This window comes from Spirosoma jeollabukense, assembly GCF_054777855.1.
Window position 1 is genome coordinate 2,056,018 of record NZ_BAAHAD010000001.1, and the last position, 25,284, is coordinate 2,081,301.

Consider the following 25,284-nt stretch of genomic DNA (forward strand, 5'->3'; position numbering starts at 1 on the left):
GGCCCCCTACCGTTTTATAATTGCTTCGTCGAAATTCATAATCGTACTCGTCACGACCGTCCAGGCCGCTAACTCCGCCAGGTTGAGTTTTTTGTCAACCGGATACTCCCCTACTGACACTAACTCCAGGGCTCGCTTGGGAATCTTTTTAAAATCGGCCAATTCATCGGCATAGAGCTGCTTTATTACCGTCACTTCTTCCGGCCGGGCCGGACGACTGATAACGGCTTTAAAAATCGCTGAAATACCGTTCGTCGATGCGGCAGGTTGCCCAACCGACATTATTTTTTGGGCAAGTACCCGCGCGGCTTCAACAAATTGTGGATCGTTGAGTGTGACAAGTGCCTGCAAGGGCGTACTGGTTTTTTGTCGTTTAACGATGCATGTATGGCGCTCGGCTGCGTCGAAATTGAGCATCATCGGTGCCGGCGATGAGCGTTTCCAGATCGTATACATTGACCGGCGATACAGACTATCGCCTTTACTTTGTACGTACTTAACGGCGTTACGTGTGGCTAAAGCCTCCCAGATACCAGCCGGTTGATAAGGGCGTACACTCGGCCCGCCGATACGTTGTGTGAGCAAGCCGCTCGCGGCTAAGGCATTATCACGCACCTGCTCTGCCGACATCCGGTAACTGGGGCCACGGGTCAGGAACGTATTGTCGAAGTCCGCTTCACGCGCTTTTTCCGACACGCTGGATGACTGCTGATACGTAGCAGACATCACAATCAGCTTGTGCATCGCCTTCGTATTCCAGCCGTGCGACGGACCGCCTGTTTCCCGGAATTTTATGGCTAGATAATCTAGCAATTCGGGATGGCTTGGCAACGCGCCCTGATTGCCGAAATCGTCGCTATTTTTGGCAATTCCCTGACCGAAATACTGCTGCCAGAACCGATTGACCATGACCCGGCTAAACAGCGGATTTTCGGGCAGTAAAAGCCATTTAGCCAATCCAAGCCGATTTTTGGGAAAGTTTTCGGGTAGTGGGGCCATGCTGTGCAGGACGGCGGGCGTTACAACTTCGCCCGGCGCGTCATAAACACCCCGTTTGAGCAGGTGCGTTTCGCGAGGCTTACTACGTTCCTGCATCACCATAACCTGATCGGAATTCGTGTATAGCATCAGTTGCTCAGCCCGCCATTTCATGGACTCTCTAAACGCTTGCTGATAAACGGAGTCGTGCGTTGTTACGTAGTACGTATATAATCCGACCCGCTGGGCAGGCGTCCGTTTTGTAACAGGTGTTTGCAAAGCCGCGGCTACAGCGTCTGGACTGCCCGCCAGCCTTGGCATTTCGAGGGGCGTCAGGCAACGGTTATAGATACGAAGTTCATCGACTGAAAAATCTTTATAGTAATAGTCATGCATCCGGCCGATGTAAAAGGAATGCTGGACCCAGTGCGTGCGATTTTTACCATACACGATACTGTGCTGAAGATTGTCGGTGATGACCCGAGCCCGCATGGGCTTGCCATTCAAATACAACGTTAGTCCATTGGCGCGGGCCAGCCCATTGTAGGTAAACGCTACCTGAAACCATTGGTTAGTTGGTACCTTATCGATCGATTCAATGTCGAGCGCGTTGGCCGGCCAGACATGGCTAAGCATCAGTTTCAGTCGACAATCAGCCAGCAGGTCGAGTTGATAACCGCGTTGGCCGTCCATAGGCCCGGCCGTACGACCGAGCAGGGTGGCGGCACTCCCCGCTTTTGCCAGTTTAAACCAGCTACTAATCGTAAACGGCTGATTCTGTTCAAAGGCGCCAAAATCGGAGGGTAAGCTGATGTAGCTGTCGCCGGGCAGAAAACGGGCCTTTCCAAAACGACCGGCCACGGAGTAAGGCAAGTTATCCGAATCGCCACCCAACCGGGCCGGAATGGTGTCGTTGACTTCATTTGCAAACGCATTGCGTGGATCTTTTAACAGCTCCTCTTTGGTTTTGCGTTTGACAACTTTTTTCTCCTCCGGCTTTTTCTTGCCTAGCTTCTCCCACTTTTCGGCTTCTTTTTTGCGCTTTTCGTCCTCCAGCTTCCGTTTCTCATTCTCTGCTTTCACATACGCTTTAATATCGGTCCGGTCGGCTTCATCGAACGTATAATGCGCCAGTAAACCAAGCTCAGGCTGAGTTGGTGTTTGTTCTGCTTTAGCCAGCCATTGGCCAAACCGCTGCTGATAGTCTGGCCGGTTGACGTTCATTTTTTGGCTCAATGGCGTCAGTTTGTCCCGAATGAATTTCAATTGAGCGTCCGCCTGCGGGCTTGTCAACGTAATGGTGGGGGAAGCCTCGCCGTTGTAGGGAATCTGACCGCGCTCGTTGTTATTGTTAAAAAACGCGTACAGCGAAAAGTAGTCTTTCTGACTGATAGGATCGTATTTGTGATCGTGGCAGCGGGCACACTCCGTCGTAAGTCCCAGAAATGCTTTTCCGAACGTATTGACCCGATCTGCTACGTATTCGGTACGGTATTCTTCATCAACAATTCCCCCTTCCTGGCTTTGCTGGTGGTTTCGGTTGAAGGCCGTTGCTAACAGCCGGTTCTGGAGCGATGGTCCATTTTTCTGGTTTGGCAATAAGTCGCCAGCCAGTTGCCACGTAACAAACCGGTCGAAGGAAAGATTGCGATTGAAGGCGTTGATAACCCAATCACGGTAGGGCCAGATCGTACGTAATCCATCGTCCTGATAGCCATCCGTATCGGCATAACGCGCTACGTCGAGCCACTCAACGGCCTGTCGTTCGCCGTAGTGCGGACTGCTAAGTAACCGGTTCACAACTTTCTCGTACGCATTCGGGGATGTATCGGCCAGAAACGCATCGACCTCGGCCGACGTTGGTGGCAGGCCCGTCAAATCAAGGCTCACCCGTCGGAGAAGCGTTGTTTTATCGGCCTGGGGTGCATGGCTTAGCTTTTTAGCTTCCTGTTTTGCCAGCACAAACCGATCAATGTCATTTTTCACCCACTTCTCGTCCTTGACTTTAGGGATTTCTGGCATCGTCGGGGCAATCAGCGACCAGTGCTGTTTGTATTCCGCCCCCTGCTCGATCCATCGCATAAGCACTGCTTTTTCCTCGGGCGTCAATGTCAGGTTCGACGACGGCGTGGGCATGATTTGCTCCGGGTCCTTGCTCAGAATGCGATTGACTAATTCACTCTTCGCTAAATCACCCGGAACAACGGCCTTATGCCCGCTTTTCGCCAACGCTTCGTAAGCGCCTTCGGGCGTATCTAATCGCAGACCAGCTTTCTGCTTGGTTTTATCAGGCCCATGACACACAAAGCAACGATCGGATAAAATCGGCTTTACATGGAGGTTGTAATCAACTTTTTCGGGTAAATTAACTTCAGCCGCAACAATATCAGCTGGCTTTTCGACTGATGTATGGCAAGCCGTCAGCCAGACAGACGCGCCAAAGAGGCCAGCCGTTGCGCTAAGCAGCACGTATCGAAATCGTATGTCAGACCAAACGGGCATCCGAACGAATGAATTAATAATAAAATGACTTTACAAAGATAATACTGTAATAAATGAGAATAATAGACTATTTCATCACCTAAATAGACTATTCTATCCTATTGACCTAGCAAAGCTCTTGCCAAGTCCAACTATCTGGAAGCGGGGCAAAGGTCTACTTTACTAATTGGCAAAATTGGGAAGACGACACACTTGTTCTTTAACGCCATACCGACACCGTTCAGTTCTTAACAAAGGATTAAATCTTGCTATTATATAATTTTTCCATCAACCTATTTATTCTTATTCGTACTGGCTAGCATAAGCCAATCGGGAAGGTGAGAATGTTTAACGAATGCATTAATTTGACCCCTCGAAATCAATCGCAACTGTTCCTTTTATGTCAACCCATGTTCTGTCGCCCGAAGCAGCCTTCGCTCAACTAGGCCTTTCGTTACCTCCTGCCCCTCAGCCATTAGGTGTTTACAAACCCTATCTTATTGATGGAAAGTATCTGTACGTATCAGGGCACGGTACAGTTAAAGATGATAAAAGCCTGATTATTGGACGCATTGGCGACGATATGGATATCGAAGAAGGGAAACTGGCAGCCCGGCAAGTTGGTTTGGCCATCTTATCGACCATCAAAACAAATCTGGGCAGTCTTGACCGGGTAAAACGGGTGATTAAAGTATTGGGTATGGTTAACTGCGTATCCGATTTCAAACGCCATCCGTACGTCATTAATGGCTGTAGCGAACTTTTTGCGGCCGTTTGGGGTGAAGAAAATGGCATCGGTGTTCGCTCAGCGGTTGGTATGGGTTCGCTACCCGATAACATACCCGTTGAGATCGAAGCTTTATTTGAACTTGTCTGATCTATGGAACAAACGCCCTGGTATCTGATTAACAATCTGGACCAACTCGATACACCCGCGCTGGTCATCTACCCCGATCGGGTGAAACACAATATTGATTTGCTAGTACATTCCATCGACAATATAAGTCGGTTGAGACCGCACGTAAAAACGCATAAATCGCGTGAGGCTACTCAGTTGATGTTAACTGCTGGCATCCGGAAGTTCAAGTGCGCAACCATTGCTGAAGCCGAAATGCTGGCCGAATGCGGTGCGCCGGATGTACTATTAGCCTACCAGCCCAACGGCGCAAAAGCCCACCGGTTGCTGGCACTGATGAAGGCGTTTCCTGAAACACAGTTTTCCTGTCTGGTTGATAACATTGATACGGGCAAAATTCTGTCGAAACAAGCGGTTGAAGCGGGTTTGGTCGTGCCCGTATTTATTGACCTGAATGTGGGGATGAACCGCACGGGCATTGGCCCAGACGATGCCGTTCTTATTCTCTACGCGGAGTTAAACGACTTGAAAGGGGTAAAACCGGTTGGGTTACACGCCTATGATGGACATCTCAGAAATCCGGACCTGGCGATTCGGAAAGAAGACTGCGATGCAGCTTTTTTTCCGGTACAGCAACTGAGCGACGAATTAGTGGCCCGTGGTTTTCCAAAACCGATTATTGTTGCGGGCGGCAGTCCAACGTTTCCCATTCATGCCCAGCGAGTCGGCGTAGAATGCAGTCCCGGCACCTTTGTTTACTGGGATAGAACGTATCGGGATGGTTTATCCGAACAACCTTTTCTGCCAGCAACGCTCGTTGTAGCTCGGGTTATCTCCTTACCCAGCCCTACAAAAATCTGCCTGGACCTGGGCCATAAATCCATTGCGGCTGAATCCGAATTAACGCAACGCGTTACGTTCCTGAACGCGCCAGCGTTAGTAGCCGTTGGGCAGAGCGAAGAGCATTTGGTGGTTGAAGCGGGCGAAAATCATTCGTACCGCATCGGAGATGTGCTATATGGCTTACCCAACCACGTTTGCCCAACCTGCGCTTTATACGAACGCGCTTTCACCATTGAGGATGGCACTGTATCGGGTGAATGGCGCACCGTTTCCCGAGATAGAATGTTGACGTATTGACTTTTGTTCGGCTTTTGTTCGGCGTAGTCTCTGACTACGTCGCAGCGTTATCCGGTCTCCGACCGGAACCTAAGATAAAATCAGAATTCCGGTCAGAGACCGGATAACGCAATGACGTAGTCAGAGACTACGCCGAACTACCAAACTAGGGCTTCGCATCTTTGTTTTTCGTTTCCGTAGTCGTTTTAGCAAACTCGGCAACGGCTTTTTCCGTGATGCCACCGACAATGTCAAGGTTTGGCATAGACTTTTTCAGATTGGCCAATCCCTGCTCTGTCACAGCAGTTTGCCAGAGGTAGACGGTTTTCAGATTTTTCAGGTTTGGCAGCTCAGCCAGTCCCACATCGGTAACGGACGTACCGTAGAGATTCAGGTATTCCAGATTGGTTAGGTCTTTCAGTTGCTTCAGCCCCGCATCCGTAATTTTAGTTTGTTCCAGGTGCAGTTTCTGAAGGTGTTTAAGTTTAGCAACCTGCGCCAGCGCTGCGTCCGAAATGTCGGTATCACCCAATTTTAACCAGACAATCTGATCGCTTAGCCTAGGCAACAAAACCGCCTGTGCATCGCTGAAATTATGCGCATTAACAGCGCTAACTTCCAGTTGATTCTGCTCTTTTGATAGAGGCAGTACCAGCAGCCCCGTTTTCTTTAACTCATCAATCACATTCGGATTCGCGGCCGGAAGCTTCATAGTCAATACCGGCGATTCAGGGGCGGGCCCGGAGGCTGCTGTAGCTTTCCCACCCGCTTCAATCGGCCCACCACCGCCGAGCGAGGCCAGTACGGGCCGAATAGCATCGTTTACTTTCAGGTCCGATACTTTTTTGTCGAACGTAGCACCCTGATCAATCCACCACGTCAATAGGGCGATCTGACTTTCCTGCAGTTGCGTCTTTCCTTTTGGCGGCATGTGGTGATCGTCTTCTTCGGGCAACAGGCACACTTTCACCAACTCGCTGCCTGTACCTTTTCCAGCGACAAAGACAGGGCCGTCTTCATAGCCTTTCTTGATCATGTCGGGTGTATCCAGTCGTAATCCCGCCTTCGATTTATCGGCGTTATGGCATTGCACGCAGCGTGTTTGCAGAATTGGATTGACAATCTGCTGGTAAACCATCGCCTGATTCACGTCAGTGATCGGCTCGAATTTAAATTCTGGCTGCTTGGCAGGCAGGCCCGCCAACGTTCGAATAGGACCAGGCGCGTATTGCGTCAGGTAATCAGACCCGTGCGTCAGGTTTCCGCCAAGATGCCCGGTTGCCAGTAGCAACACCAGGGCGACACCCAGGGCGGGGAGATAAAGCAGTTGGGCAAACGGAATAATTCGACCAAGGTTTTCTGACTTCACAGACCAGGCCACCCAAGCAAATACTGCCACCGCGATACCCTGCCATTTGTGGGCTTCGAGCGTTTCGGTGTCATAGCCTCCACCCAGCGATAGCAAGTAGCCAAATGCACAAGCCATTGTAGCGCTCACCGCCGACCAGAACAGAATTAACGTAATGGTATGTGCACTCACCGAGTTCCGTCGAGTCAACCGATCCAGTTCAAGCAGACCGGCAATAAGCAGAAATCCAATCGGCAAGTGAACAATGAGCGGGTGAAAATGCCCAAGAAACAACGCCCAGTCAGACGTATTAGCCGCCAACAAAATCAATTTATTCATAAGCTGAACGCACACAACAAAAGCAAGAAGGTGCTCTTGCCGACTTTACAGGAAAAGTACGCAGCGCATAAACTTTACTGACAGTGAACAGACATACAGGCCTTTGACCGTCTTCTATCAACCCGTTGTCAACGTAGTGAAATGACGGCAAACAAAAAGGTGGCTGCTAGCGCTAGCAGCCACCTTTATTAGATTCAGGACTTTCGCTGGAGCCGTGCCACGGTTCTCAAGTGCATTCAATAGAACCGTGGCACGGCTCCAGCGAAAGTCCTGAGATTGTTAAAACAGATTATTTCTGTTCCTGGTCGTCCTTGTCACTAGCAGGGCCACCTTTGCCTCTCCGCATATGACCTTTCATCGACTCAACCTTCGCAAACTGATCGGGGGTCAAAATGCTTTTCAGCTTGGCTTTGTAGTCGTCGGCGTTGGCTTTCAGGGCTTGTGCTTTGGCTTTGTTATCATCGGCACTGGCCTGAATATCGTTTACTTTCTGAGCGCGGGCCAACGTCGCATCGTATAGTTTTTGTGACGTAGCCTGGTCCAGCCCCAATTGTTGTGTCATGCGATCGGTCATTTTCCGGGCGCGTGTAGCCGGATCACCCATTGGGTGTTGCTGCATCGACCGACCTTTTCCCATCCGGGTTGTTGTGGTGGCGGGTGCATCGGGTGTAGCCGTTTGCTGAGCCAGCAAAGGCAACGAGAACATCGAGAGCACTAATCCGCTGAGGGCAATTTTCTTAAACATGGTTCTTAGTATTTAAATCCAGACATAAGACGGCACAAACCCATCAGGGTTTAAGCGTCTTCGTGAATTTAATTACATCTTAACCATCAGAGATCCGTAATTAGCCGGGCAATGCGCTCCAGTCCTGCCTGATCGATCTCGCTAAAATCATTCAGTTGATCGCTGTCGATGTCCAGTACCATCACTACGTTCCCGGCTCGGTCAAACACAGGTACAACAATTTCTGACTTCGACGCCGAGCTACAGGCAATGTGTCCTGGAAACTGCTCCACATCCGGTACCAGAATCGTTTCCCGGCGCGTATAAGCGGCCCCACAAACGCCTTTATTAAACGAGATTCTTGTGCAGGCAACGGGTCCCTGAAACGGCCCAAGCACTAATTGATCGTCTTTTTTGAGATAGAAACCAATCCAAAAGAACCCAAAAGCTTCTTTCAGCGTAGCCGCGATATTCGCCAGATTCGCCACTAAATCCGATTCGCCATCAATCAGGGCCGCTATCTGTGGAACCAGGCTGTCATAAATAGCCTGACGATCGGTCGTTTGGGGAATGATGAGTGTTTCAGCCATCTTAATTTCTCGTAAAGAACTGAATAAGAACAATACTTACTGTGGTAAAAAGCGTACTGGCCCCAACCCGGATCAGCGTTGGTATAAGTAACACCAGGCTACTGGCTTCAATGAAAAATAGGGCAGTATGATGAATGAGCGTTAGCAAAAACACGTAGCGAAAAAAAGGACCAACGCCCAGTTCCCGCAACGAAAACTGAATCCTGGACTCAACACCCGGCACATCAATCTGAGCCCGCACAATCAGCGGTCGGCAGTACGCCATTAACACGGTAGCGGCTGCATGCATTCCCAACGTGTTGTAAAACGTATCGACAATAAGGCCCGTCGCAAACGCAATGATCAGCAGCCAGGTTCGACTGATTTCATTCGGCAGAAGCAGTATACAGGCGATGTAGATAAAGCAGAAGCCATAATCAAACAGGACTACATTGCGCACGAGCAAAATTTGCAGTGCCAGATACAGCACAAACAACAACGTAGTAGAGAGGATCTCGCGCAGGGTCATGTATAGTCGTTAGTCGGCAGTTGATAGTCGTTAGTCATTCAGTATCAGATCGCTCTTGACTAACGACTATCGACTGACCACTCATTTTTCGTTATCAACTTGTTTTTCCAATTGTTCCTGCTCGGCCTGTAAGCGATTTTCGACAACATACACAAATGACAGGTTACTAAAATTCGTGGCCAGATTGAGGGTAATATCGTGGAACGTCTGATTGGGCATCGGTGCAACGGATAAGACTCGCCCAATTAAAATACCGGGCGGGAATGTTGAATTGTGTCCCGATGTAACGACAGAATCACCTTTGCTAACCGGCTTATAGCGTGATATATCGAGCAGTTTGATAAATCTTGGATCAGAACCGTCCCATTTGGCGGTGCCAATCTCATTCGCTTTCACGAGTTGCGATGAAACCAGGTATTCGGAATGAAGAATGGACGTAATGACCGAAAAATGATGGTTACAAACGCGCACCTTTCCCACAACGCCCGTCGGTGAAATAACGCCCATGCCCGGCCGAATTCCGTCATCACTCCCTTTGTCAATGGTGATGTAATTATTGGCGAACTGCGTTGTATTGTCAACTACTTTGGCCACCGTAAATTTAAAACGATCCGCAAAGGCAGAATCAGCCCGATACTCAGTCGGCGCTTCTGGCCTGCTCTGGAGCGCTTTCGTCAATTGTGCATTAAGCCGTTGATTTTCGAGGGCTAAATCAGCGTTGACCTTCCGTAAATTTGCATATTCGTTGGCCGCGTTCGACCACGCCAGAACCTGAGCCGCGTAGCGATTCGATGTATTGAAGTACGTAGCACTCCAATAATTGCTGGTATTAATGATGAAGTAAAAACAGAGTACTTCCAGCAATACGAACAAAATGAAGTGGCGGCTTCGGAGGAAAAAATCAACTAATTCTCCCATTGGAGCAGCAATAACAGCCAAATAATTCCGGCTGATTTGTCATTCCAACGCAAGAGGAATCTTCATTAATATGAGAAAATATCCTCATCCGAAGATTCCTCCTGCGTCGAAATGACAAATCAGCCGGAATAACAAACTTTAACTAATCAGTACCGACCGGTACATATCCAGATTCTTAATCACTTCACCGGTGCCCTTCACAACGGCCTTAAGTGGATCATCGGCAACGTGAATAGGCAACTTTGTTTTGGCACCCAGGCGCTTATCGAGTCCGTGCAGAAGCGCCCCGCCACCCGTCAAGTGAATTCCGTTGGTATAAATATCAGCAGACAACTCCGGTGGCGAAATTTCGAGAGCTTTCATAGTTGCTTCCTCGATTTTCGAGATCGATTTATCAAGGGCGTACGCAATTTCACTGTACGTCACTTTAATTTCCTTCGGAATACCCGTCATCAAATCGCGACCCCGGATTTCGTAATCAGCGGGTGGGTTATCGAGTTCTGGTAAAGCCGATCCAACTTCCATTTTAATCTGCTCGGCCGAGCGTTCGCCAATAAGCAGATTATGTTCACGGCGCATATAATCCACGATATCACGGGTAAAGACGTCGCCAGCGATACGTATCGACTGCTCGCAGACAATCCCCGACAAGGCAATAACGGCGATCTCGGTTGTGCCGCCCCCAATGTCCACAATCATGGTGCCGTTGGGTTGAGTAATATCAATGCCGATCCCGATGGCAGCCGCAATTGGTTCGTGTACCATATACACTTCTTTGGCACCAGCATGTTCAGCCGAATCCTTGACAGCCCGCTTTTCTACTTCCGTAATACCCGACGGAATACAAATAACCATCCGGTGTGAAGGGGAGAAAAGTTTGCTGCCCGTATCTATCATTTTAATCATACCCCGAATCATCAACTCGGCGGCCGTAAAGTCAGCAATAACACCATCTTTCAATGGGCGAATGGTCTTGATATTTTCGTTGGTCTTTTCGTGCATCTGCATGGCCTTATGCCCAATGGCTAGCACCTTGCCGCTGATCTTGTCCATTGCAATAATCGAAGGCTCATCCACCACAATCCGATCCTTGTGAATAATCAAGGTATTCGCCGTGCCCAGGTCAATAGCAATGTCGCTGGTTAGAAAATTAAAAAGTCCCATTATAGGTTAACGCAGAACGTCTTATTACAAGTACTGTGAATTAAAAAGAACGCAAAAATATAGATTATTCAAGACAAACCGTGTCGAAGGCTCGAATAGACTAGTGTATTTTTAAGATGACTATCAGGGGGATGGATAACGAACGATGCCAAAGGAGCAGGATGTAAAGGTACACGGATAAGCCATCGAACCTACACGATTCATTATCTATTATATAGTACTTTTGTGTTATTATGGGAATTAGGTCGGTAGCAAGTAAGCCATTAGCCAAATGGGTCGTGGAACGGCAACAAACCTGGATGTATCAGCCTGCGGAAGCTCAGCAAGAATGGCTTCAGAAGTTGATCGACGGTGGCCGTCATACGGTATTTGGCAAGGATCATCACTTCCGGGATGTGCATACCATCGAAGAATTTCGGCAGGCTGTACCCGTTCGGGATTATGAAGACCTGAAACCCTATATCGAGCAAATTCTAGCCGGTAATTCTGATGTACTCTGGAAAGGAAAGCCGCTCTATTTTGCGAAAACATCGGGCACTACGTCTGGCACAAAATACATTCCGATTACCCAGGATTCCATTCCAAACCATATTGATTCGGCCCGTGATGCCCTGCTGAATTACATCAACGAAACAGGGAACAGCGCGTTTCTGGATAAAAAACTCATCTTTCTGTCGGGCAGTCCCGAACTGACGCAGAAAGCGGGCATCAACATTGGTCGGCTATCGGGCATTGCCAACCACCACGTACCGGCCTATCTGCGCACGAACCAACTTCCCAGCTACGAGACGAACGTTATCGACGACTGGGAAACCAAGCTGGAACATATTATCGACGAGACGCTGACGCAGCCCATGTCGCTCATTTCGGGGATTCCACCCTGGGTACAGATGTATTTCGACCGTATTCAGGAGCGGACCGGTAAGTTGATCAAAGACGTTTTTCCCGATTTTTCGGTATTTGTGTACGGTGGTGTGAACTTCGAGCCTTATCGTGCCAAATTATTCGACAGCATCGGCAAGCATGTAGATTCCATCGAAACGTACCCAGCGTCTGAGGGATTCATCGCGTTTCAGGATACACAAACAGAAGAAGGTTTATTGATGCTGCTGAACAGCGGCATCTTTTTTGAATTCGTTGCCGCCGATGAGTACTTCACCGAAAATCCGCGACGACTGACGATTAGCGAAGTAGAACTAGGCAAAAATTACGCCGTCATTATCAATAACAATGCGGGTTTGTGGGGCTACTCGCTCGGCGATACAGTCAAGTTCGTCTCCCGCGACCCGTACCGGCTGCTCGTAACGGGGCGTATCAAGCACTTCATTTCGGCCTTTGGCGAGCACGTTATTGGAGAAGAAGTTGAGAAAGCCTTGCAGTACGCGATGCAGCAGCACCCCGAAACTGAAGTGGTTGAGTTCACCGTAGCGCCGATGGTTAGTCCGAAAGAGGGGTTGCCGTATCACGAGTGGTTAGTTGAATTTGCTACGTCTCCCCACGACCCAGCCGCCTTCGCCCGCGACCTGGACAACCGCCTGACCAAACTAAACGTATATTACGACGACCTCATCACTGGCTCCATCCTGCAACCCCTAAAACTAACGAGCCTGCCCCGCGGAGCGTTTCAACGGTATATGAAATCGCAGGACAAGTTAGGCGGACAGAATAAAGTACCGCGCCTGGCGAATGACCGAAAAATTGCGGAGGGATTATTGGCAATAATGCACAATGTCTAATGGATAATATATAATGAAAATAACTGGCATTGACATTGGCGAGTACCGCCAGTTTAAAAATATAAAGTTTGATTTTACGTACCCGGCAGACCACAAAAAAGCTGGTCAGCCATTGGATAAGGTATGTTTTATCGGGCAAAGTGGTACGGGAAAGACGACGTTGTTGAATATTATTTGGGATTTTTTTAGACTACTTGAAGATAGTTATTTAGTTGTTAACAATAGGGAAGTCATTCATAATAATTCGGGGAATTTTGATATCTTCTATAGTCCTATCTCAATACAAATAGCAAGTGATGGGGTTCACACTTCCTATCAAACTGAAAGCTTAGAAAACTATGAGAATCATAAACAGGTAAGAGTAGCTTTACTAAAGAAATGGGTTGAAGAGAATGGCTTACTATACGCAATTGATGATACAGTAAAGCTTTGCCTGTTTATCAAAGAGTCAATTGCCCGCGAAGCCGATGCTTTTCTATTCGATCAAAAAGACCAGCCGCAAGCTTTTTCAGATTTCGTAAAGACCGATACGCAAATTGAAAAAGAAAAAGCAGCCCATGACTATCGTATCTATGAAACTGGCGCTAAAAAAGTGGTTTCATTAGGTGATATGCAATCATTATCTACCTGGCAATATTTACTCCGAGAAATTAATCAGTACGATGAAGAAACGGTGCAGCAGATTACAAAAATCATTCAAACTACACCAAAAAATAAAGTAACTGAAGAACTTCAAAAGTGGATAGCTGCTGATCCTCGTATCGAATTAGCTGAAAAATGTCTGAACCCAATTTTGAATGATTTTTTTCTGGAGGTGAATATTGGTGCGAAAGGTAATGCCCCAATAGCGCTTTGCAAAAGTAATAAGCAGGACACTGCAATTCCTAGTTCAAATCTCAGCACCGGCACCCGTCAACTCTTATCCACAGCCATCCCAATTTATAAATTTGACACCCAAGATACTGTCATCCTTTTCGATGAACCTGAACGCTCTTTATTTCCTGATATACAACGTAAATTGGTAGAGTATTACACTAATCTCGCTCCTGAAGCTCAATTCTTCTTTGCTACGCACTCGCCGATTATCGCATCAGCATTTGAGCCTTGTGAACGATTCATTTTATATTTTGATGAGAATGGTGAAGTTAAGTTTCATAATGGCGTAGCCCCAGAAGGGGATGACCCGAATGATATTTTAAGCGAAGATTTCGGTTTGGATGAGCTAATGTTGCAGCCGGGAATAGACGCCTACAAGCGGTATCGGGATCTATTCGTAGAAATTAAAAATGAAAAGGACCCCGTGCGGCAAAAAAAATTAGTAGTCGAGCAGGCTAAGTTAGGCGACCAATACAAATTTTAATCGGCATGCGACGTATTATAAAGTCGACTCAGTCGAAAATTATTGAACGCCGGTTAGCTTATAAAGACGGCCAAAATGACGAATTGAGGCAGTTATTGGCATCAGAACAGCATAGCATCTGCGCGTACACCGAAACCTATCTTGGTTCGTCAGATGACGCACATATTGAACACTTCAACCCGACACTAAAAAACACTGATACTGACGGCTATACGAATTGGTTCCTGGTTAAAAGTCTGTGGAATATCAGAAAATCAAACAAATGGACAGAACCTATACTTCATCCTACTGCAGACGATTTAGAACAGCGAATTCTATACTTTGATGGAAACTACGCTGCCGCTGATCCAAATGATATTGAAGCTCAAAATCTCATTCGATTACTAGACTTGGACAATGCTCGTTTAGCTGATCAACGTAAACGATATATTACATCTAAAAAGCAACAGATTGATAACTTAAATCAACCAGCGCAGCAGTACATTGACGAATTGCTGGTTGACTATCCCGAAGGTGTCTATTTCATCCGCGCTCTTAAAGAAGAATTAGACGTAAAAGTCGATTTTGACTTAGTGAAAACTAAATGACTGACATAAAAAAACGCCATATCGCTATCCTCGGCTCGACGGGCTCGATCGGAACACAGGCTGTTGAGGTGATAAAAGCCCACCCCGATCAGTTTCAGGCCGAGGTGCTGACGACCAATAATAATGCCGAGCTGCTTATCGAGCAGGCTATTGAGTTAAAGCCGAATGTAGTGGTTATCTGCAATGAAGACCGCTACGATCAGGTATTCTCGGCGCTCGATCCACTCGACATTAAAGTGTATGCCGGGGCCAAGTCCATTGCCTCCGTGGTACAAATGGACACGATTGATATAGTCCTGACCGCTATGGTCGGCTATGCGGGTCTGCTGCCAACCATCAAGGCGATTGAAGCGGGAAAATCGATTGCACTGGCTAACAAAGAAACGCTCGTCGTCGCGGGCGAACTCGTAACCCGGTTGGCTGCACAGAAAGGCGTTAACCTGTTTCCGGTCGACTCTGAGCACTCGGCTATTTTTCAGTGTCTGGTTGGTGAGTTTCACAATCCGATTGAGAAGATCATCCTGACGGCATCGGGGGGCCCGTTTCGGGGAAAGTCAAAAGAGTTTTTATCAACTGTCACGAAAGCCCAGGCGCTCAAGCATCCTAACTGGACGATGGGGGCTAAAATTACGATTGACTCCGCTACGTTGATGAACAAAGGTCTGGAAGTCATCGAAGCGAAGTGGCTATTCAATCTTCGCTCCGACCAGATCGACGTAGTGGTACACCCCCAGAGCATCGTTCATTCGCTGGTGCAGTTTGAGGACGGCAGCTTGAAAGCGCAAATGGGTTTGCCCGATATGCGCTTACCGATTCAGTTTGCTCTTGGCTATCCAAACCGTTTGAAGTCCGATTTCCCCCGCTTCAACTTCATGGATTATCCATCCCTCACATTTGAACAGCCAGACAAGGAAACGTTTCGTAATTTGCAACTCGCTTTCGACGCGCTGGATTTGGGCGGTAACGCATCCTGCATCATCAATGCAGCGAACGAAGTGGCGGTAGACGCCTTCTTACACGATCGAATTGGCTTTTTAGACATATCAGAAATTATTGAGATGTGTTTGGTCAAAGCAACCTTCGTTCGTGCGCCAACCTACGACGACTACGTATCTACAGACGAGGAAACACGTCGGCTAGCCACGGAGCGAATCAAAAGTTTGGTTTAGATGTTTGTACAGTATCCGTTGTTCCTAACGTTTTATCCACATGCCATTTTGGCTTTGGTTTATTATTGGCCTGGTACTTGGTACTGTTTTATCAAAGGTTTGCAGCAAAGCGGTCAGGCAAATGAGAATGGATGCCTACGAGAATGAGTTTTAATCAGCAAGTACTATCAGCGCGGTTTCCCAATCGCAACTAATGACAAAACCGATCAAATGGAAATTTTAATTATGGCGGGACAGCTCATTCTGGGTTTGTCCATTTTAGTAGGCTTACATGAACTGGGTCACCTGCTGGCAGCCAAAGCGTTTGGGATGCGGGTAGAGCAATATTTCATTGGCTTCCCACCAAAAGTGTTTAGCATCAAACGCGGGGAAACAGAATACGGGATTGGGGCGATTCCGTTGGGGGGATTTGTGAAGATCTCGGGAATGATTGATGAATCGCTCGACACCGCTCATACAAACACGGAGCCACAGCCCTACGAATTCAGAGCGAAACCAGCCTGGCAACGATTGATCGTTATGCTTGGTGGTATTATTGTCAATGTCATCGTTGGCATCCTGATTTTCGTAATTCTGACTTACAAAAACGGTAATACGTATCTGGCAGCAAAGGACGCAAAATATGGTATCGTCGCTTATGATCTGGCCAAAAGCATTGGATTGAGAACGGGGGATAAAATCGTCAAGGTAAATGGAAAACCGATAGTAGATTTCAATGAAGTTCGCAGTTCCGACGTATTACTGGGCAACAACAGTTCTTATACCATTGAGCGGAATGGTAAACTTGAGGACATTTACATTCCCAATAATTTTGTGGATAAACTGGCCGATAAGAAAGCTGCCGGACAATTTATTGAGGCTATCGAGCCATTTAAAGTCCGTTCGATTGCTAAAGGTATGCCCGCAGAGAAGGCTGGTCTTAAAGAGAACGACCGGATCACAGCCGTTAATGGGCAACCGACACCGTTTTACCACGAATTTCAACAGCTTATCAAAGCAAATACCGGCAAAAGAGTTACCCTTGCCGTGCAGCGCGGTAGTCAGTCATTAACATTGACTTCAGCTGTTACGCCAGATGGCCTTATCGGAATTGGCGTAGAACAATTATTGCCAGTATCTCACGTAGATTATACGTTTGGTGAAGCCCTTTCGATAGGCACAAGCAAAGCCTTTCAGGTCGTATTTGATAATATAAAAGGTTTTGGTAAAATTTTCCGGGGCGAAGTCTCGGCATCTAAAGCACTTAGTGGTCCCATTGGCATCGCCCAAAATCTGTTCGGTGGTATCTGGGTTTGGGATCGTTTTTGGACCGTTACGGGGTTGCTCTCCATGGCCCTTGCTTTCATGAATGCGTTACCTATTCCTGCTCTCGACGGTGGTCATGCCACGATTTTAGGCTACGAAATCATTTCTGGCCGTAAACCTTCCGACAAGTTCCTGGAAGGTGCTCAAAAGGTAGGCATGGTCATGCTGCTTGGTTTAATGGCTTTTGCAATTTTCAATGACGTTTTCAAAGCCTTCTTTTAAAAAAGTAAACCGCAAAGACGTGAAGTTCGCAGGGGCCTGCCTAGGGTCCTTTTCTTCGCGTCTTTGCGGTTTGCTCATCGTTCTGCTATTTACAAATAGTCGTTCGGCACATGATTTTCATGCCAGCGTCACGCAGATGCAGTATGATCCGAAAGAGCAGGTGTTTGAAATCAGCATTCGCATCTTTACGGATGATTTCGAAAAGGCTCTTTCAGCCGAATCGAACACTAAAGTCAATTTAAGTGACAGCAATAAAAATGATGCGCTGATTGAGAAATACATCCGCGCGCATTTCGCGTATATGAATCCGCAGAAACAGACGAAGCCGATTAAATACGTAGGACACGAAATCGAGGCTGATGCCAATTGGCTTTACCTGGAAATGCCTTACGCAGAACCGTTTCGGGGTGGACAGTTGAAACAGAACGTATTGATGGAGTATTTTGATGATCAGGTCAATATGGTTAACATCCAGTACCAGCATCAGAAAAAAACATTTGTTTTTCGCAAAAGCCAGTCCGTTCAGGACATTTCACTCTGATTAATAAATTTATTAGGCCGCTTATCATCTGGTTTTGTTATTTTGTGGAAATAACAGAAGGCCCGCCACTTCGTCATAACATTAATGAATGGCACGGCCCTTGCAACTAGCTCAGTTTCCTTGGCTTTCCTTATATTTTAGGCACCTATCACTTATTGAAGGCTGTCAGTTTGGCAGTGTACTTATGATTTCAGAAAAAGAGTTAGCTACCCGTTTGATGCTGGCCGATTTTGATTCGGATAATTTAGAAATTGTTCCGCTCGGCTCGTCGGAGGGGTTGTATGATGATTATGAATTGCCACCAAATCTACCCATTCTACCGGTCCGTAATACGGTCCTGTTTCCGGGTATGGTGATTCCCGTTACGGTAGGCCGATCAAAGTCAATTCGGTTAGTTAAGAAAGCATATAAAGGCAATCGAATTATTGGTGTAACCGCTCAACTCAATCAACAGAAGGATGAACCCACCGCCGACGATCTATATCGTTTTGGTACGGTAGCGTACATTATTAAGATGATTACGTTGCCCGATGGTAACATCACGATTATTATTCAGGGGAAGAAGCGCTTTGAAATTCAGCAAATTACGCAGGAAGAGCCTTTTATGACGGCACAGGTTCGCCAGATCGACGACTCGTTTCCGAATGCAAACAAAAAGGAAGGTAAAGCCCTGCTGCAATCCGTAAAAGACGCAGCCTATAAAGTCCTGCGCCTTAATCCAGAAATACCACAAGAAGCCCGTATTGCGCTGGACAATATCGAAAGCCCAACTTTTTTACTGCACTTTCTGTCTTCAAATATCAATGCAGATGTTGCTGATAAACAACGACTTCTAGAAACGCTGGAGGCTGTTCCACAAGCTAACTTGCTGCTGGAGTACATGCTTCGCGATGTGCAGTTGCTCGAACTCAAACGCGAGATTCAGTCAAAAGCGTCCTCCGATTTAGATCAGCAACAACGCGATTATTACCTGCGTCAGCAAATGAAAGTCCTACAGGACGAGCTAGGCATGGATAATCCCGATCGGGAGATTGATGAGTTACGGATTAAAGCCGACCGCAAGAAATGGCCCACCGAAGTGCGGGCGCATTTTGATAAGGAACTGAATAAATTACAGCGAATCAACCCAATGGCTCCGGAATATCCGGTAACGATGAATTATGTTGAGCTCATGGTTGATTTGCCCTGGAATGAATATACAAAGGATAATTTCGACCTGAAGCGGGCGCAAAAGATTCTCGATACGGATCATTTTGGGCTGGAAAAAGTAAAGGAACGCATTATCGAGTACCTGGCCGTTCTAAAGCTCAAGAACGACATGAAGGCCCCAATCCTGTGTCTTTACGGCCCTCCAGGCGTAGGTAAAACTTCGCTGGGCAAATCGGTAGCCAAGGCATTAGGCCGGAAATACAGCCGGATGGCGCTGGGCGGTGTTCACGACGAAGCCGAAATTCGTGGCCACCGCAAAACGTACATTGGTGCTATGCCGGGCAAAGTCATTCAGAATATCCGTAAGTGCGGTACGGCCAATCCGGTCTTTATTCTGGACGAAATTGACAAGGTTAGCTCTGATTTCCGGGGTGATCCATCATCGGCGCTGCTCGAAGTTCTGGACCCCGAGCAGAACTCGACTTTCATGGACAACTACCTTGAAACGGAATTTGACCTGTCGCGGGTGTTGTTCATTGCTACAGCGAACTCCCTCGATACCATTCATCCTGCCCTGCGCGACCGGATGGAAATTATCGACATTGCGGGCTACACGGTTGAAGAAAAAGTTCAGATTGCCAAGAAGTACCTCATTCCCAAACAACGCAGAGATCACGGGCTAAAACCCAAAGATCTGGTTATTGAGGACAAAGCCATCCTACGTATCATTGAGGCTTATACACGAGAATCAGGTGTTCGGAATCTGGAACAGAAAATCGGTGCACTGATACGTAAGATCGCCAAATCCATTGCGATGGAGGAGGAATACAACCATACGATCAAAGCCAGCGATATTCCTAAAATGCTTGGTGCCGAGATCTTTGACAAAGAACTCTACGCCGACGATGACATTGCGGGTATTGTAACGGGCCTGGCCTGGACACAGGTTGGTGGTGAAATACTGCTTATCGAATCCAGCTTGAGCCGTGGCAAAGGTGTCTTGACTTTGTCTGGCCAACTGGGAGACGTCATGAAGGAATCTGCCGTAACGGCCCTCTCTTATCTCAAAGCACACGCTGACGATTTAGGTATCGACTACCGGGTTTTCAGCCACTACGACCTGCATATCCACATTCCAGCTGGTGCTGTTCCGAAAGATGGTCCGTCTGCGGGAATTACGATGCTGACGTCCATGACTTCTATCTATACCCAACGTAAGGTTAAACCGTATCTGGCGATGACAGGTGAGGTGACGCTACGTGGTAAGGTATTGCCTGTAGGCGGGATAAAAGAGAAAATTCTGGCGGCCAATCGGGCGGGTATCAAAGAGATTATTCTCTGCTCGAAGAATCGTAAGGATATTGAGGAAATAAATCAGACATACATTAAAGATCTGACGTTCCACTACGCCGATACGGTCGATCAGGTATTGGCCATCGCTTTACTGCCCAGCCAGGTTGGTAAACCCATGAAGTTTATACTTCCTGAAGAGAAAGAGCAACGCGAAATCGAAAAAGTTTATTGATCGTCAAGAAAACGGTCGGGCCGACGGAGTAGGCAATCAGATTGAGATGGATATTCCATAAATCTGCTTAACTACTCCGTCGGCCCGACCGTTTTCTTATCTTTACGCCGTGCATGATTTTCAAAAACTCTCCGCTCTTTATCAGCAGGCGTTACTACGTCAGGTTGTGCCATTCTGGCTCAAACATGGCCGTGACGAACAATGTGGAGGATATTTTGATATACTGACTTCAGCAGGCGAGGTCGTTGATGGGGATAAATACGTTACTCTTCAGTCCCAACAAACCTGGGCATTCGCCTGGCTCTATAATACGGTCGATGGCCAGCCAGCCTGGCTCGAACATGCCCGCCACGGAGCGCTCTTTCTGAGTGAGTTTGCTCAGGACGCTACGTTAACTTGTTATGCTCAACTTGACCGACGAGGCCGTCCGGTTGCTACCGCATCGGATTATACACCCGACAGTTTTACCATTATAGCCTACGCACAACTGCACCGTGCAACGGGTGAGGATGAATGGGCGATGCTGGCGAAACAAGTATTCTCGAACTTACGCCAGCGTAGAGAAGCCGATCGTGCAAATCAAATCGATACACTGGATGGCTTTCGACAACTCCACCACTTGAGCGAACCGGTAGCCCTATTGAAGGCGGTTTTGGAAATGCAGCCTTTACTAGATGAAGAAACATGGAAAGAAGCGCGAGACAGTCTTGTACAGGAGCTACTACATGAATTTGTAGATCGACGTACCGATACGTTACGTGAATTTATATTACCCGAAGGCGCCTTTGTTAATACGCCTGAAGGTCGGAGACTTGCTATTGGGCTAACCTTTCAGACGGCTAGTTATTTGCTTGACGTCTATTCCGAAAGTAGCGACAATCGAGGTGGGGTACTGGGAAACACTAACCGCAAACTGGCGTCTCAGGTCATTACGTGGTGTTTGCAAGCTTGCGAACAAGCCTGGGATGAAACCGGCGGTGGCCTGAACCAATACGTAGACATGAAAGGTCAGCCGGCTATTTTTCCGGACTGGCAGCAAAAGTGGGCCTGGGTGCAGGTCGAAGCCATTAATGCCCTGGTAAAAGGCTATTTATATACACGCCACCCAGATTGTCTCAGATGGTTTAAACGTATCCACGATTATACGTTCCAGCACTTTCCTGACCCAGCCCAAGCCGGTTGGCAGTTGGTACTTGACCGGCAGGCTCAGCCCCTGTTGCCCGTCAAATCGCTTCCGTCGGTTGGCTGTTTTTCGCTTATTCGATGCCTGGCTGAAACAGCCCGGCTATTGACCAAATGTGATAAAATTCAACCTAGAGAGCGCATTGGCCGATCTGGTCTTCCGATTAGCTCATAACATTTACTGTAGTGGCAGTACTGCTAAAGCTAGATTAGTTACTTCGGCCACCAGAAAGTTAATTGTCGACGTACCATCAGTTTGTAGATTGATAATAAAAGAGTGATTTCCCGCGGCTACAAACGTATTGACAAGCGTTTTCTGTTGTGTATGATGCACAGCATCAAGCTGGTACAGGTCAATTAGCAGTTGGCAGTCAGTTACTACCGTAATGTGTATTATCAAACGCTCATGCTGCTGACAGCTAAATTCGGTAATCACTTTATTAGCCAGTGGACTATCAGCAAGGGCTAGCTGAATTTGCTTGACTAACAACGTAGTAATAGGCGCCAACCCATCAACAAACAGAATTGACGCCCGCTGAGCTAAAAAATCAGCTTTAAGCAACGTGTTGGTTTGCTCGTCAACTCCTCGTCCAAAGGCAATCAGGTCAAACTCGGCAGCATTGAAATCCTGACTAGCCTGTTCAACAAGATTCGTGGTTTTTACGACAAATCCTTCATGGGTTAAGGCTTCGGCTAAGCTGGCCAGTACGTTAGTATTACGGCCAATAAGCAGTATTTTTTTGTTCATCACTTTCTGAATATGATTCAAAAAGGAAGACGCAACAGGACAGCAGATTACTTTACGAACAGCTCATTCTTCCGTCTGGCTAAAGCCGTCAATGGCCCCACGCACATTGCCAAACTTCGCTAATAATGCTTCGGCTTCTTCGCGACCAACGCCAATTTCACTCATGACCATTTTAGCCGCCCGATCCTGCAATTTGATGTTAGTCAGCATCATATCGACCATTTTATTACCTTTCACCCGACCCAACTGAATCATAACCGAAGTCGAAATCATGTTCAGGACGAGTTTTTGAGCTGTTCCGGCTTTCATACGTGTACTACCCGTTACGAACTCTGGGCCAACGACTACTTCTACGGGAAACTCAGCTGCCTGCGCTACGGCTGAGCCAGCATTGCAAACAATACAGCCAGTCAATAATCCAGCCGCCCTTGCCTGATTCAGCCCGCCAATTACGTAGGGCGTTCGACCTGACGCTGCAATACCAATAACAGTGTCGTGTTCGTCTGGTTGATAGGGCGCAATATCTTTCCAGGCTTGTTCAGCGTCATCCTCTGCATATTCAACGGCTTTTCGAATGGCACCGTCGCCACCAGCCATCAGACCAATGACTAAATCATGCGGGACACCGTACGTCGGTGGGCATTCGGAGGCATCCACTACGCCAAGTCGGCCACTCGTGCCAGCGCCAATGTAAATAAGTCGCCCGCCCTGACGCATGCGTTTGACAATTTCAGTCACTAGCGCTTCGATCTGTGGAATTGCCCGCTCAACTGCAAAAGGTACAGTTTGATCTTCTTTATTGATATTGGTCAGCAAGTCGTGGACCGACATATGCTCAAGATGGTCGTAATGAGAGGTGGTTTCAGTAGTCATACCTCAAAAGTAATACAGGCTGATTTTAACTAATAAATATTCGGTTTTTTCTTGCCTTTCCCAAAAACAACCCCTTTATTTACGGCGTTATTACACTACCAGCGAAATTTCGCTAACTGTTGATTATGATTGTCAAGCAGCCTATTACCGAACTAAATCGATTTAGCCGCACCTTAACGCAGGAAATCAGTAACCCAGCCGCCAAAGCCATGCTCTACGGCGTAGGCCTGACTGAGGAAGACATGCAGAAGCCGCAAATTGGCATTGCCAGTACGGGCTACGAAGGTAACACGTGTAACATGCACCTGAATGGACTTTCCGTGTACGTAAAACAGGGCATTCAGGCAAGTGGATTAGTAGGATTGATCTTCAACACGATTGGCGTGTCCGATGGCATGACGAACGGCAACGATGGCATGCGCTATTCGCTGCCCAGCCGGGACCTCATTGCCGATTCAATCGAATCAGTCGTAGCCGCACAATGGTATGATGGCGTTGTCACGGTCGTTGGCTGCGATAAAAATATGCCGGGTGCCGTCATGGCCATGGCTCGACTAGAGCGTCCGGGAATCATGGTTTATGGGGGCACGATACGTTCGGGACATTATAAAGGACAAAAACTGGATATCGTCTCGGCGTTCGAAGCGCTGGGCAAAAAATACGCCAATAACATCTCTGATGAAGATTACGAAGGTGTTATCAAAAATTCCATTCCGGGTGCTGGTGCCTGTGGCGGTATGTATACAGCCAATACGATGGCCAGCAGCATCGAAGCGATGGGCCTGAGTCTGCCGTTTAGCAGCACCTACCCGGCTACACACGAAGGGAAGCAAGAGGAGTGTAAGAAAATCGGGGCAGCCATGCGATTGTTGCTGGAACGCAACATTACGCCGAAAGAAATTATCACCCGCCAATCGCTTGAAAACGCCTTGACGATTGTGATGGCGCTCGGCGGCTCGACGAATGCGGTGCTGCATTATCTGGCTATTGCCCGGGCAGCCGGTATTACGTTGACGCTTGACGAGATTCAGGCGATCAGCGACCGGACCCCATTGCTGGCTGATTTAAAACCAAGCGGTAAATATTACATGGAGGACATGCTCGCCATTGGGGGCGTACCAGCCGTGATGAAATACTTATATCAGAACGGATTTATCCATGGGGAGTGCATGACGGTTACGGGTAAAACGGTAGCCGAAAATCTCGACGAAGCGTCTGATCTAAATTTCGACACCCAGAAAATTGTCTTCCCATTGAGCAAGCCAATCAAAGCAACGGGTCATATCCAAATTATGCGGGGTAACCTTGCCCCTACCGGGTCAGTAGCCAAGATTACGGGTAAGGAAGGTTTACAATTTGACGGTACGGCAAAAGTGTGCGAGCACGAAGGTGAAGTGATCGAAGCATTGTCGAAAGGCGAAATCCTGCCGGGGCAGGTTATTGTGATACGTAACGCAGGTCCTAAAGGCGGACCCGGTATGAGCGAAATGCTGAAGCCTACCTCAGCCATTATGGGCGCAGGGCTCGGCGACAAAGTTGCTTTGATTACCGACGGCCGCTTTTCGGGCGGTACCCACGGATTTGTGGTTGGACACGTAACACCCGAAGCCTTCGACGGTGGCCCAATTGCCCTCGTCCATGATGGCGACCGCATCACCATTGACGCTGAAACTCGCCAGTTGATCCTGCATATATCAGACGAGGAAATGGCCGATCGTAAAAGTCGCTGGACGCAACCGGCTCCGCCTTTCACCAAAGGTGTATTAGGCAAATACATTCGAAATGTGAAATCCGCGAGTGAAGGATGCGTAACGGATGAAGATTAAAGGAATACCACTACGTAGTGAAAACGCGTAGTATCA

General features: G+C 47.8%; 20 protein-coding genes. 11 read left to right on the forward strand and 9 right to left on the reverse strand.

Translation table 11 applies throughout. The features are described from left to right. Positions 1-6: 6 nt before the first annotated feature. Positions 7-3,480: a DUF1553 domain-containing protein gene (locus tag ACYVEA_RS08240; protein WP_461112892.1), complete on the reverse strand. Its 3,474-nt coding sequence runs from the start codon at positions 3,478-3,480 to the stop codon at positions 7-9. A gap of 379 nt (positions 3,481-3,859) precedes the next feature. Between ACYVEA_RS08240 and ACYVEA_RS08245 the strand changes: the two genes are divergently transcribed. Together ACYVEA_RS08245 and ACYVEA_RS08250 are read left to right on the forward strand one after the other, a co-directional pair. After that, positions 3,860-4,336, forward strand: coding sequence for a RidA family protein (locus tag ACYVEA_RS08245; protein WP_461112893.1), 477 nt, complete (start codon positions 3,860-3,862; stop codon positions 4,334-4,336). Between the two features lie 3 nt (positions 4,337-4,339). Next, positions 4,340-5,455, forward strand: a complete 1,116-nt coding sequence (locus tag ACYVEA_RS08250; protein WP_461112894.1) for a D-TA family PLP-dependent enzyme — start codon at positions 4,340-4,342, stop codon at positions 5,453-5,455. 145 nt (positions 5,456-5,600) lie between these two features. On the opposite strand, the gene ACYVEA_RS08255 is transcribed toward ACYVEA_RS08250, so the two are convergent. The 6 genes from ACYVEA_RS08255 to ACYVEA_RS08280 all read right to left on the reverse strand — a co-directional run bounded on the left by ACYVEA_RS08255 (position 5,601) and on the right by ACYVEA_RS08280 (position 11,025). Next, positions 5,601-7,121, reverse strand: a complete 1,521-nt coding sequence (locus tag ACYVEA_RS08255) for a c-type cytochrome domain-containing protein (RefSeq protein WP_461112895.1) — start codon at positions 7,119-7,121, stop codon at positions 5,601-5,603. A 289-nt stretch (positions 7,122-7,410) separates the two neighbouring features. Further along, the gene (locus tag ACYVEA_RS08260; RefSeq protein ID WP_461112896.1) at positions 7,411-7,866 is read right to left on the reverse strand and encodes a DUF4890 domain-containing protein; all 456 of its coding nucleotides are present in this window, start codon (positions 7,864-7,866) and stop codon (positions 7,411-7,413) included. An 86-nt stretch (positions 7,867-7,952) separates the two neighbouring features. Next, on the reverse strand, positions 7,953-8,435 hold the full coding sequence (locus ACYVEA_RS08265; RefSeq protein WP_461112897.1) for a GAF domain-containing protein: 483 nt from the start codon (positions 8,433-8,435) through the stop codon (positions 7,953-7,955). A 1-nt stretch (position 8,436) separates the two neighbouring features. Continuing rightward, complete coding sequence (locus tag ACYVEA_RS08270) at positions 8,437-8,943, reverse strand: hypothetical protein (protein ID WP_461112898.1); 507 nt, start codon at positions 8,941-8,943, stop codon at positions 8,437-8,439. 81 nt (positions 8,944-9,024) lie between these two features. Further along, a complete protein-coding gene (gene mreC, locus ACYVEA_RS08275) occupies positions 9,025-9,861 on the reverse strand; it encodes a rod shape-determining protein MreC (RefSeq protein ID WP_461112899.1) in 837 nt (278 codons plus the stop codon). 138 nt (positions 9,862-9,999) lie between these two features. Beyond that, on the reverse strand, positions 10,000-11,025 hold the full coding sequence (locus ACYVEA_RS08280) for a rod shape-determining protein (protein ID WP_093828825.1): 1,026 nt from the start codon (positions 11,023-11,025) through the stop codon (positions 10,000-10,002). A 233-nt stretch (positions 11,026-11,258) separates the two neighbouring features. On the opposite strand from ACYVEA_RS08280, the gene ACYVEA_RS08285 reads away from it, so the two are divergent. From ACYVEA_RS08285 to ACYVEA_RS08320, 8 genes are all read left to right on the forward strand, one after another. After that, the gene (locus tag ACYVEA_RS08285; protein WP_461112900.1) at positions 11,259-12,761 is read left to right on the forward strand and encodes a GH3 auxin-responsive promoter family protein; all 1,503 of its coding nucleotides are present in this window, start codon (positions 11,259-11,261) and stop codon (positions 12,759-12,761) included. Between the two features lie 13 nt (positions 12,762-12,774). Further along, entirely contained in the window at positions 12,775-14,121 is a 1,347-nt protein-coding gene (locus ACYVEA_RS08290; RefSeq protein ID WP_461112902.1) for an AAA family ATPase, read from the forward strand. Between the two features lie 5 nt (positions 14,122-14,126). Then, positions 14,127-14,708 carry an HNH endonuclease family protein gene (locus ACYVEA_RS08295; RefSeq protein ID WP_461112903.1) on the forward strand — a complete coding sequence of 194 codons (582 nt, stop codon included), beginning with the start codon at positions 14,127-14,129 and terminating at the stop codon, positions 14,706-14,708. Continuing rightward, on the forward strand, positions 14,705-15,877 hold the full coding sequence (locus tag ACYVEA_RS08300) for a 1-deoxy-D-xylulose-5-phosphate reductoisomerase (protein WP_461112904.1): 1,173 nt from the start codon (positions 14,705-14,707) through the stop codon (positions 15,875-15,877). Before ACYVEA_RS08295 ends, ACYVEA_RS08300 begins: the two co-directional genes overlap by 4 nt. 210 nt (positions 15,878-16,087) lie before the next feature. After that, positions 16,088-17,404 (forward strand): RIP metalloprotease RseP, encoded by a 1,317-nt coding sequence (gene rseP / locus ACYVEA_RS08305; RefSeq protein ID WP_461112905.1) that lies wholly within the window; start codon positions 16,088-16,090, stop codon positions 17,402-17,404. 70 nt (positions 17,405-17,474) lie between these two features. Further along, positions 17,475-17,945, forward strand: a complete 471-nt coding sequence (locus ACYVEA_RS08310) for a DUF6702 family protein (RefSeq protein ID WP_461112907.1) — start codon at positions 17,475-17,477, stop codon at positions 17,943-17,945. 184 nt (positions 17,946-18,129) lie between these two features. Further along, positions 18,130-20,619, forward strand: coding sequence for an endopeptidase La (lon, locus tag ACYVEA_RS08315; protein ID WP_461112908.1), 2,490 nt, complete (start codon positions 18,130-18,132; stop codon positions 20,617-20,619). Positions 20,620-20,728: 109 nt separating this feature from the next. Beyond that, positions 20,729-21,976, forward strand: coding sequence for an AGE family epimerase/isomerase (locus ACYVEA_RS08320; protein WP_461112909.1), 1,248 nt, complete (start codon positions 20,729-20,731; stop codon positions 21,974-21,976). Positions 21,977-21,979: 3 nt separating this feature from the next. Here the strand turns inward: ACYVEA_RS08320 and ACYVEA_RS08325 are convergent, their stop codons facing one another. Continuing rightward, positions 21,980-22,549 (reverse strand): hypothetical protein, encoded by a 570-nt coding sequence (locus ACYVEA_RS08325; RefSeq protein WP_461112910.1) that lies wholly within the window; start codon positions 22,547-22,549, stop codon positions 21,980-21,982. A gap of 63 nt (positions 22,550-22,612) precedes the next feature. Continuing rightward, positions 22,613-23,422, reverse strand: a complete 810-nt coding sequence (murQ, locus tag ACYVEA_RS08330; RefSeq protein WP_461112911.1) for an N-acetylmuramic acid 6-phosphate etherase — start codon at positions 23,420-23,422, stop codon at positions 22,613-22,615. A 125-nt stretch (positions 23,423-23,547) separates the two neighbouring features. Between murQ and ilvD the strand changes: the two genes are divergently transcribed. Continuing rightward, positions 23,548-25,248: a dihydroxy-acid dehydratase gene (gene ilvD, locus ACYVEA_RS08335; RefSeq protein WP_461112912.1), complete on the forward strand. Its 1,701-nt coding sequence runs from the start codon at positions 23,548-23,550 to the stop codon at positions 25,246-25,248. Positions 25,249-25,284: the final 36 nt, after the last annotated feature.

What these genes read in the sequence shown, in the direction of transcription:
- ACYVEA_RS08250 (WP_461112894.1), top strand. Translation starts at nt 4,340, where the DNA reads ATGGAACAAACGCCCTGGTATCTGATTAACAATCTGGACCAACTCGAT.
- mreC (WP_461112899.1), bottom strand. Translation starts at nt 9,861, where the DNA reads ATGGGAGAATTAGTTGATTTTTTCCTCCGAAGCCGCCACTTCATTTTG.
- ACYVEA_RS08265 (WP_461112897.1), bottom strand. Translation starts at nt 8,435, where the DNA reads ATGGCTGAAACACTCATCATTCCCCAAACGACCGATCGTCAGGCTATT.
- ACYVEA_RS08240 (WP_461112892.1), bottom strand. Translation starts at nt 3,480, where the DNA reads ATGCCCGTTTGGTCTGACATACGATTTCGATACGTGCTGCTTAGCGCA.
- murQ (WP_461112911.1), bottom strand. Translation starts at nt 23,422, where the DNA reads ATGACTACTGAAACCACCTCTCATTACGACCATCTTGAGCATATGTCG.
- ACYVEA_RS08270 (WP_461112898.1), bottom strand. Translation starts at nt 8,943, where the DNA reads ATGACCCTGCGCGAGATCCTCTCTACTACGTTGTTGTTTGTGCTGTAT.
- ACYVEA_RS08255 (WP_461112895.1), bottom strand. Translation starts at nt 7,121, where the DNA reads ATGAATAAATTGATTTTGTTGGCGGCTAATACGTCTGACTGGGCGTTG.
- lon (WP_461112908.1), top strand. Translation starts at nt 18,130, where the DNA reads ATGATTTCAGAAAAAGAGTTAGCTACCCGTTTGATGCTGGCCGATTTT.
- ACYVEA_RS08260 (WP_461112896.1), bottom strand. Translation starts at nt 7,866, where the DNA reads ATGTTTAAGAAAATTGCCCTCAGCGGATTAGTGCTCTCGATGTTCTCG.
- rseP (WP_461112905.1), top strand. Translation starts at nt 16,088, where the DNA reads ATGGAAATTTTAATTATGGCGGGACAGCTCATTCTGGGTTTGTCCATT.
- ACYVEA_RS08300 (WP_461112904.1), top strand. Translation starts at nt 14,705, where the DNA reads ATGACTGACATAAAAAAACGCCATATCGCTATCCTCGGCTCGACGGGC.
- ACYVEA_RS08285 (WP_461112900.1), top strand. Translation starts at nt 11,259, where the DNA reads ATGGGAATTAGGTCGGTAGCAAGTAAGCCATTAGCCAAATGGGTCGTG.
- ilvD (WP_461112912.1), top strand. Translation starts at nt 23,548, where the DNA reads ATGATTGTCAAGCAGCCTATTACCGAACTAAATCGATTTAGCCGCACC.
- ACYVEA_RS08295 (WP_461112903.1), top strand. Translation starts at nt 14,127, where the DNA reads ATGCGACGTATTATAAAGTCGACTCAGTCGAAAATTATTGAACGCCGG.
- ACYVEA_RS08280 (WP_093828825.1), bottom strand. Translation starts at nt 11,025, where the DNA reads ATGGGACTTTTTAATTTTCTAACCAGCGACATTGCTATTGACCTGGGC.
- ACYVEA_RS08245 (WP_461112893.1), top strand. Translation starts at nt 3,860, where the DNA reads ATGTCAACCCATGTTCTGTCGCCCGAAGCAGCCTTCGCTCAACTAGGC.
- ACYVEA_RS08290 (WP_461112902.1), top strand. Translation starts at nt 12,775, where the DNA reads ATGAAAATAACTGGCATTGACATTGGCGAGTACCGCCAGTTTAAAAAT.
- ACYVEA_RS08325 (WP_461112910.1), bottom strand. Translation starts at nt 22,549, where the DNA reads ATGAACAAAAAAATACTGCTTATTGGCCGTAATACTAACGTACTGGCC.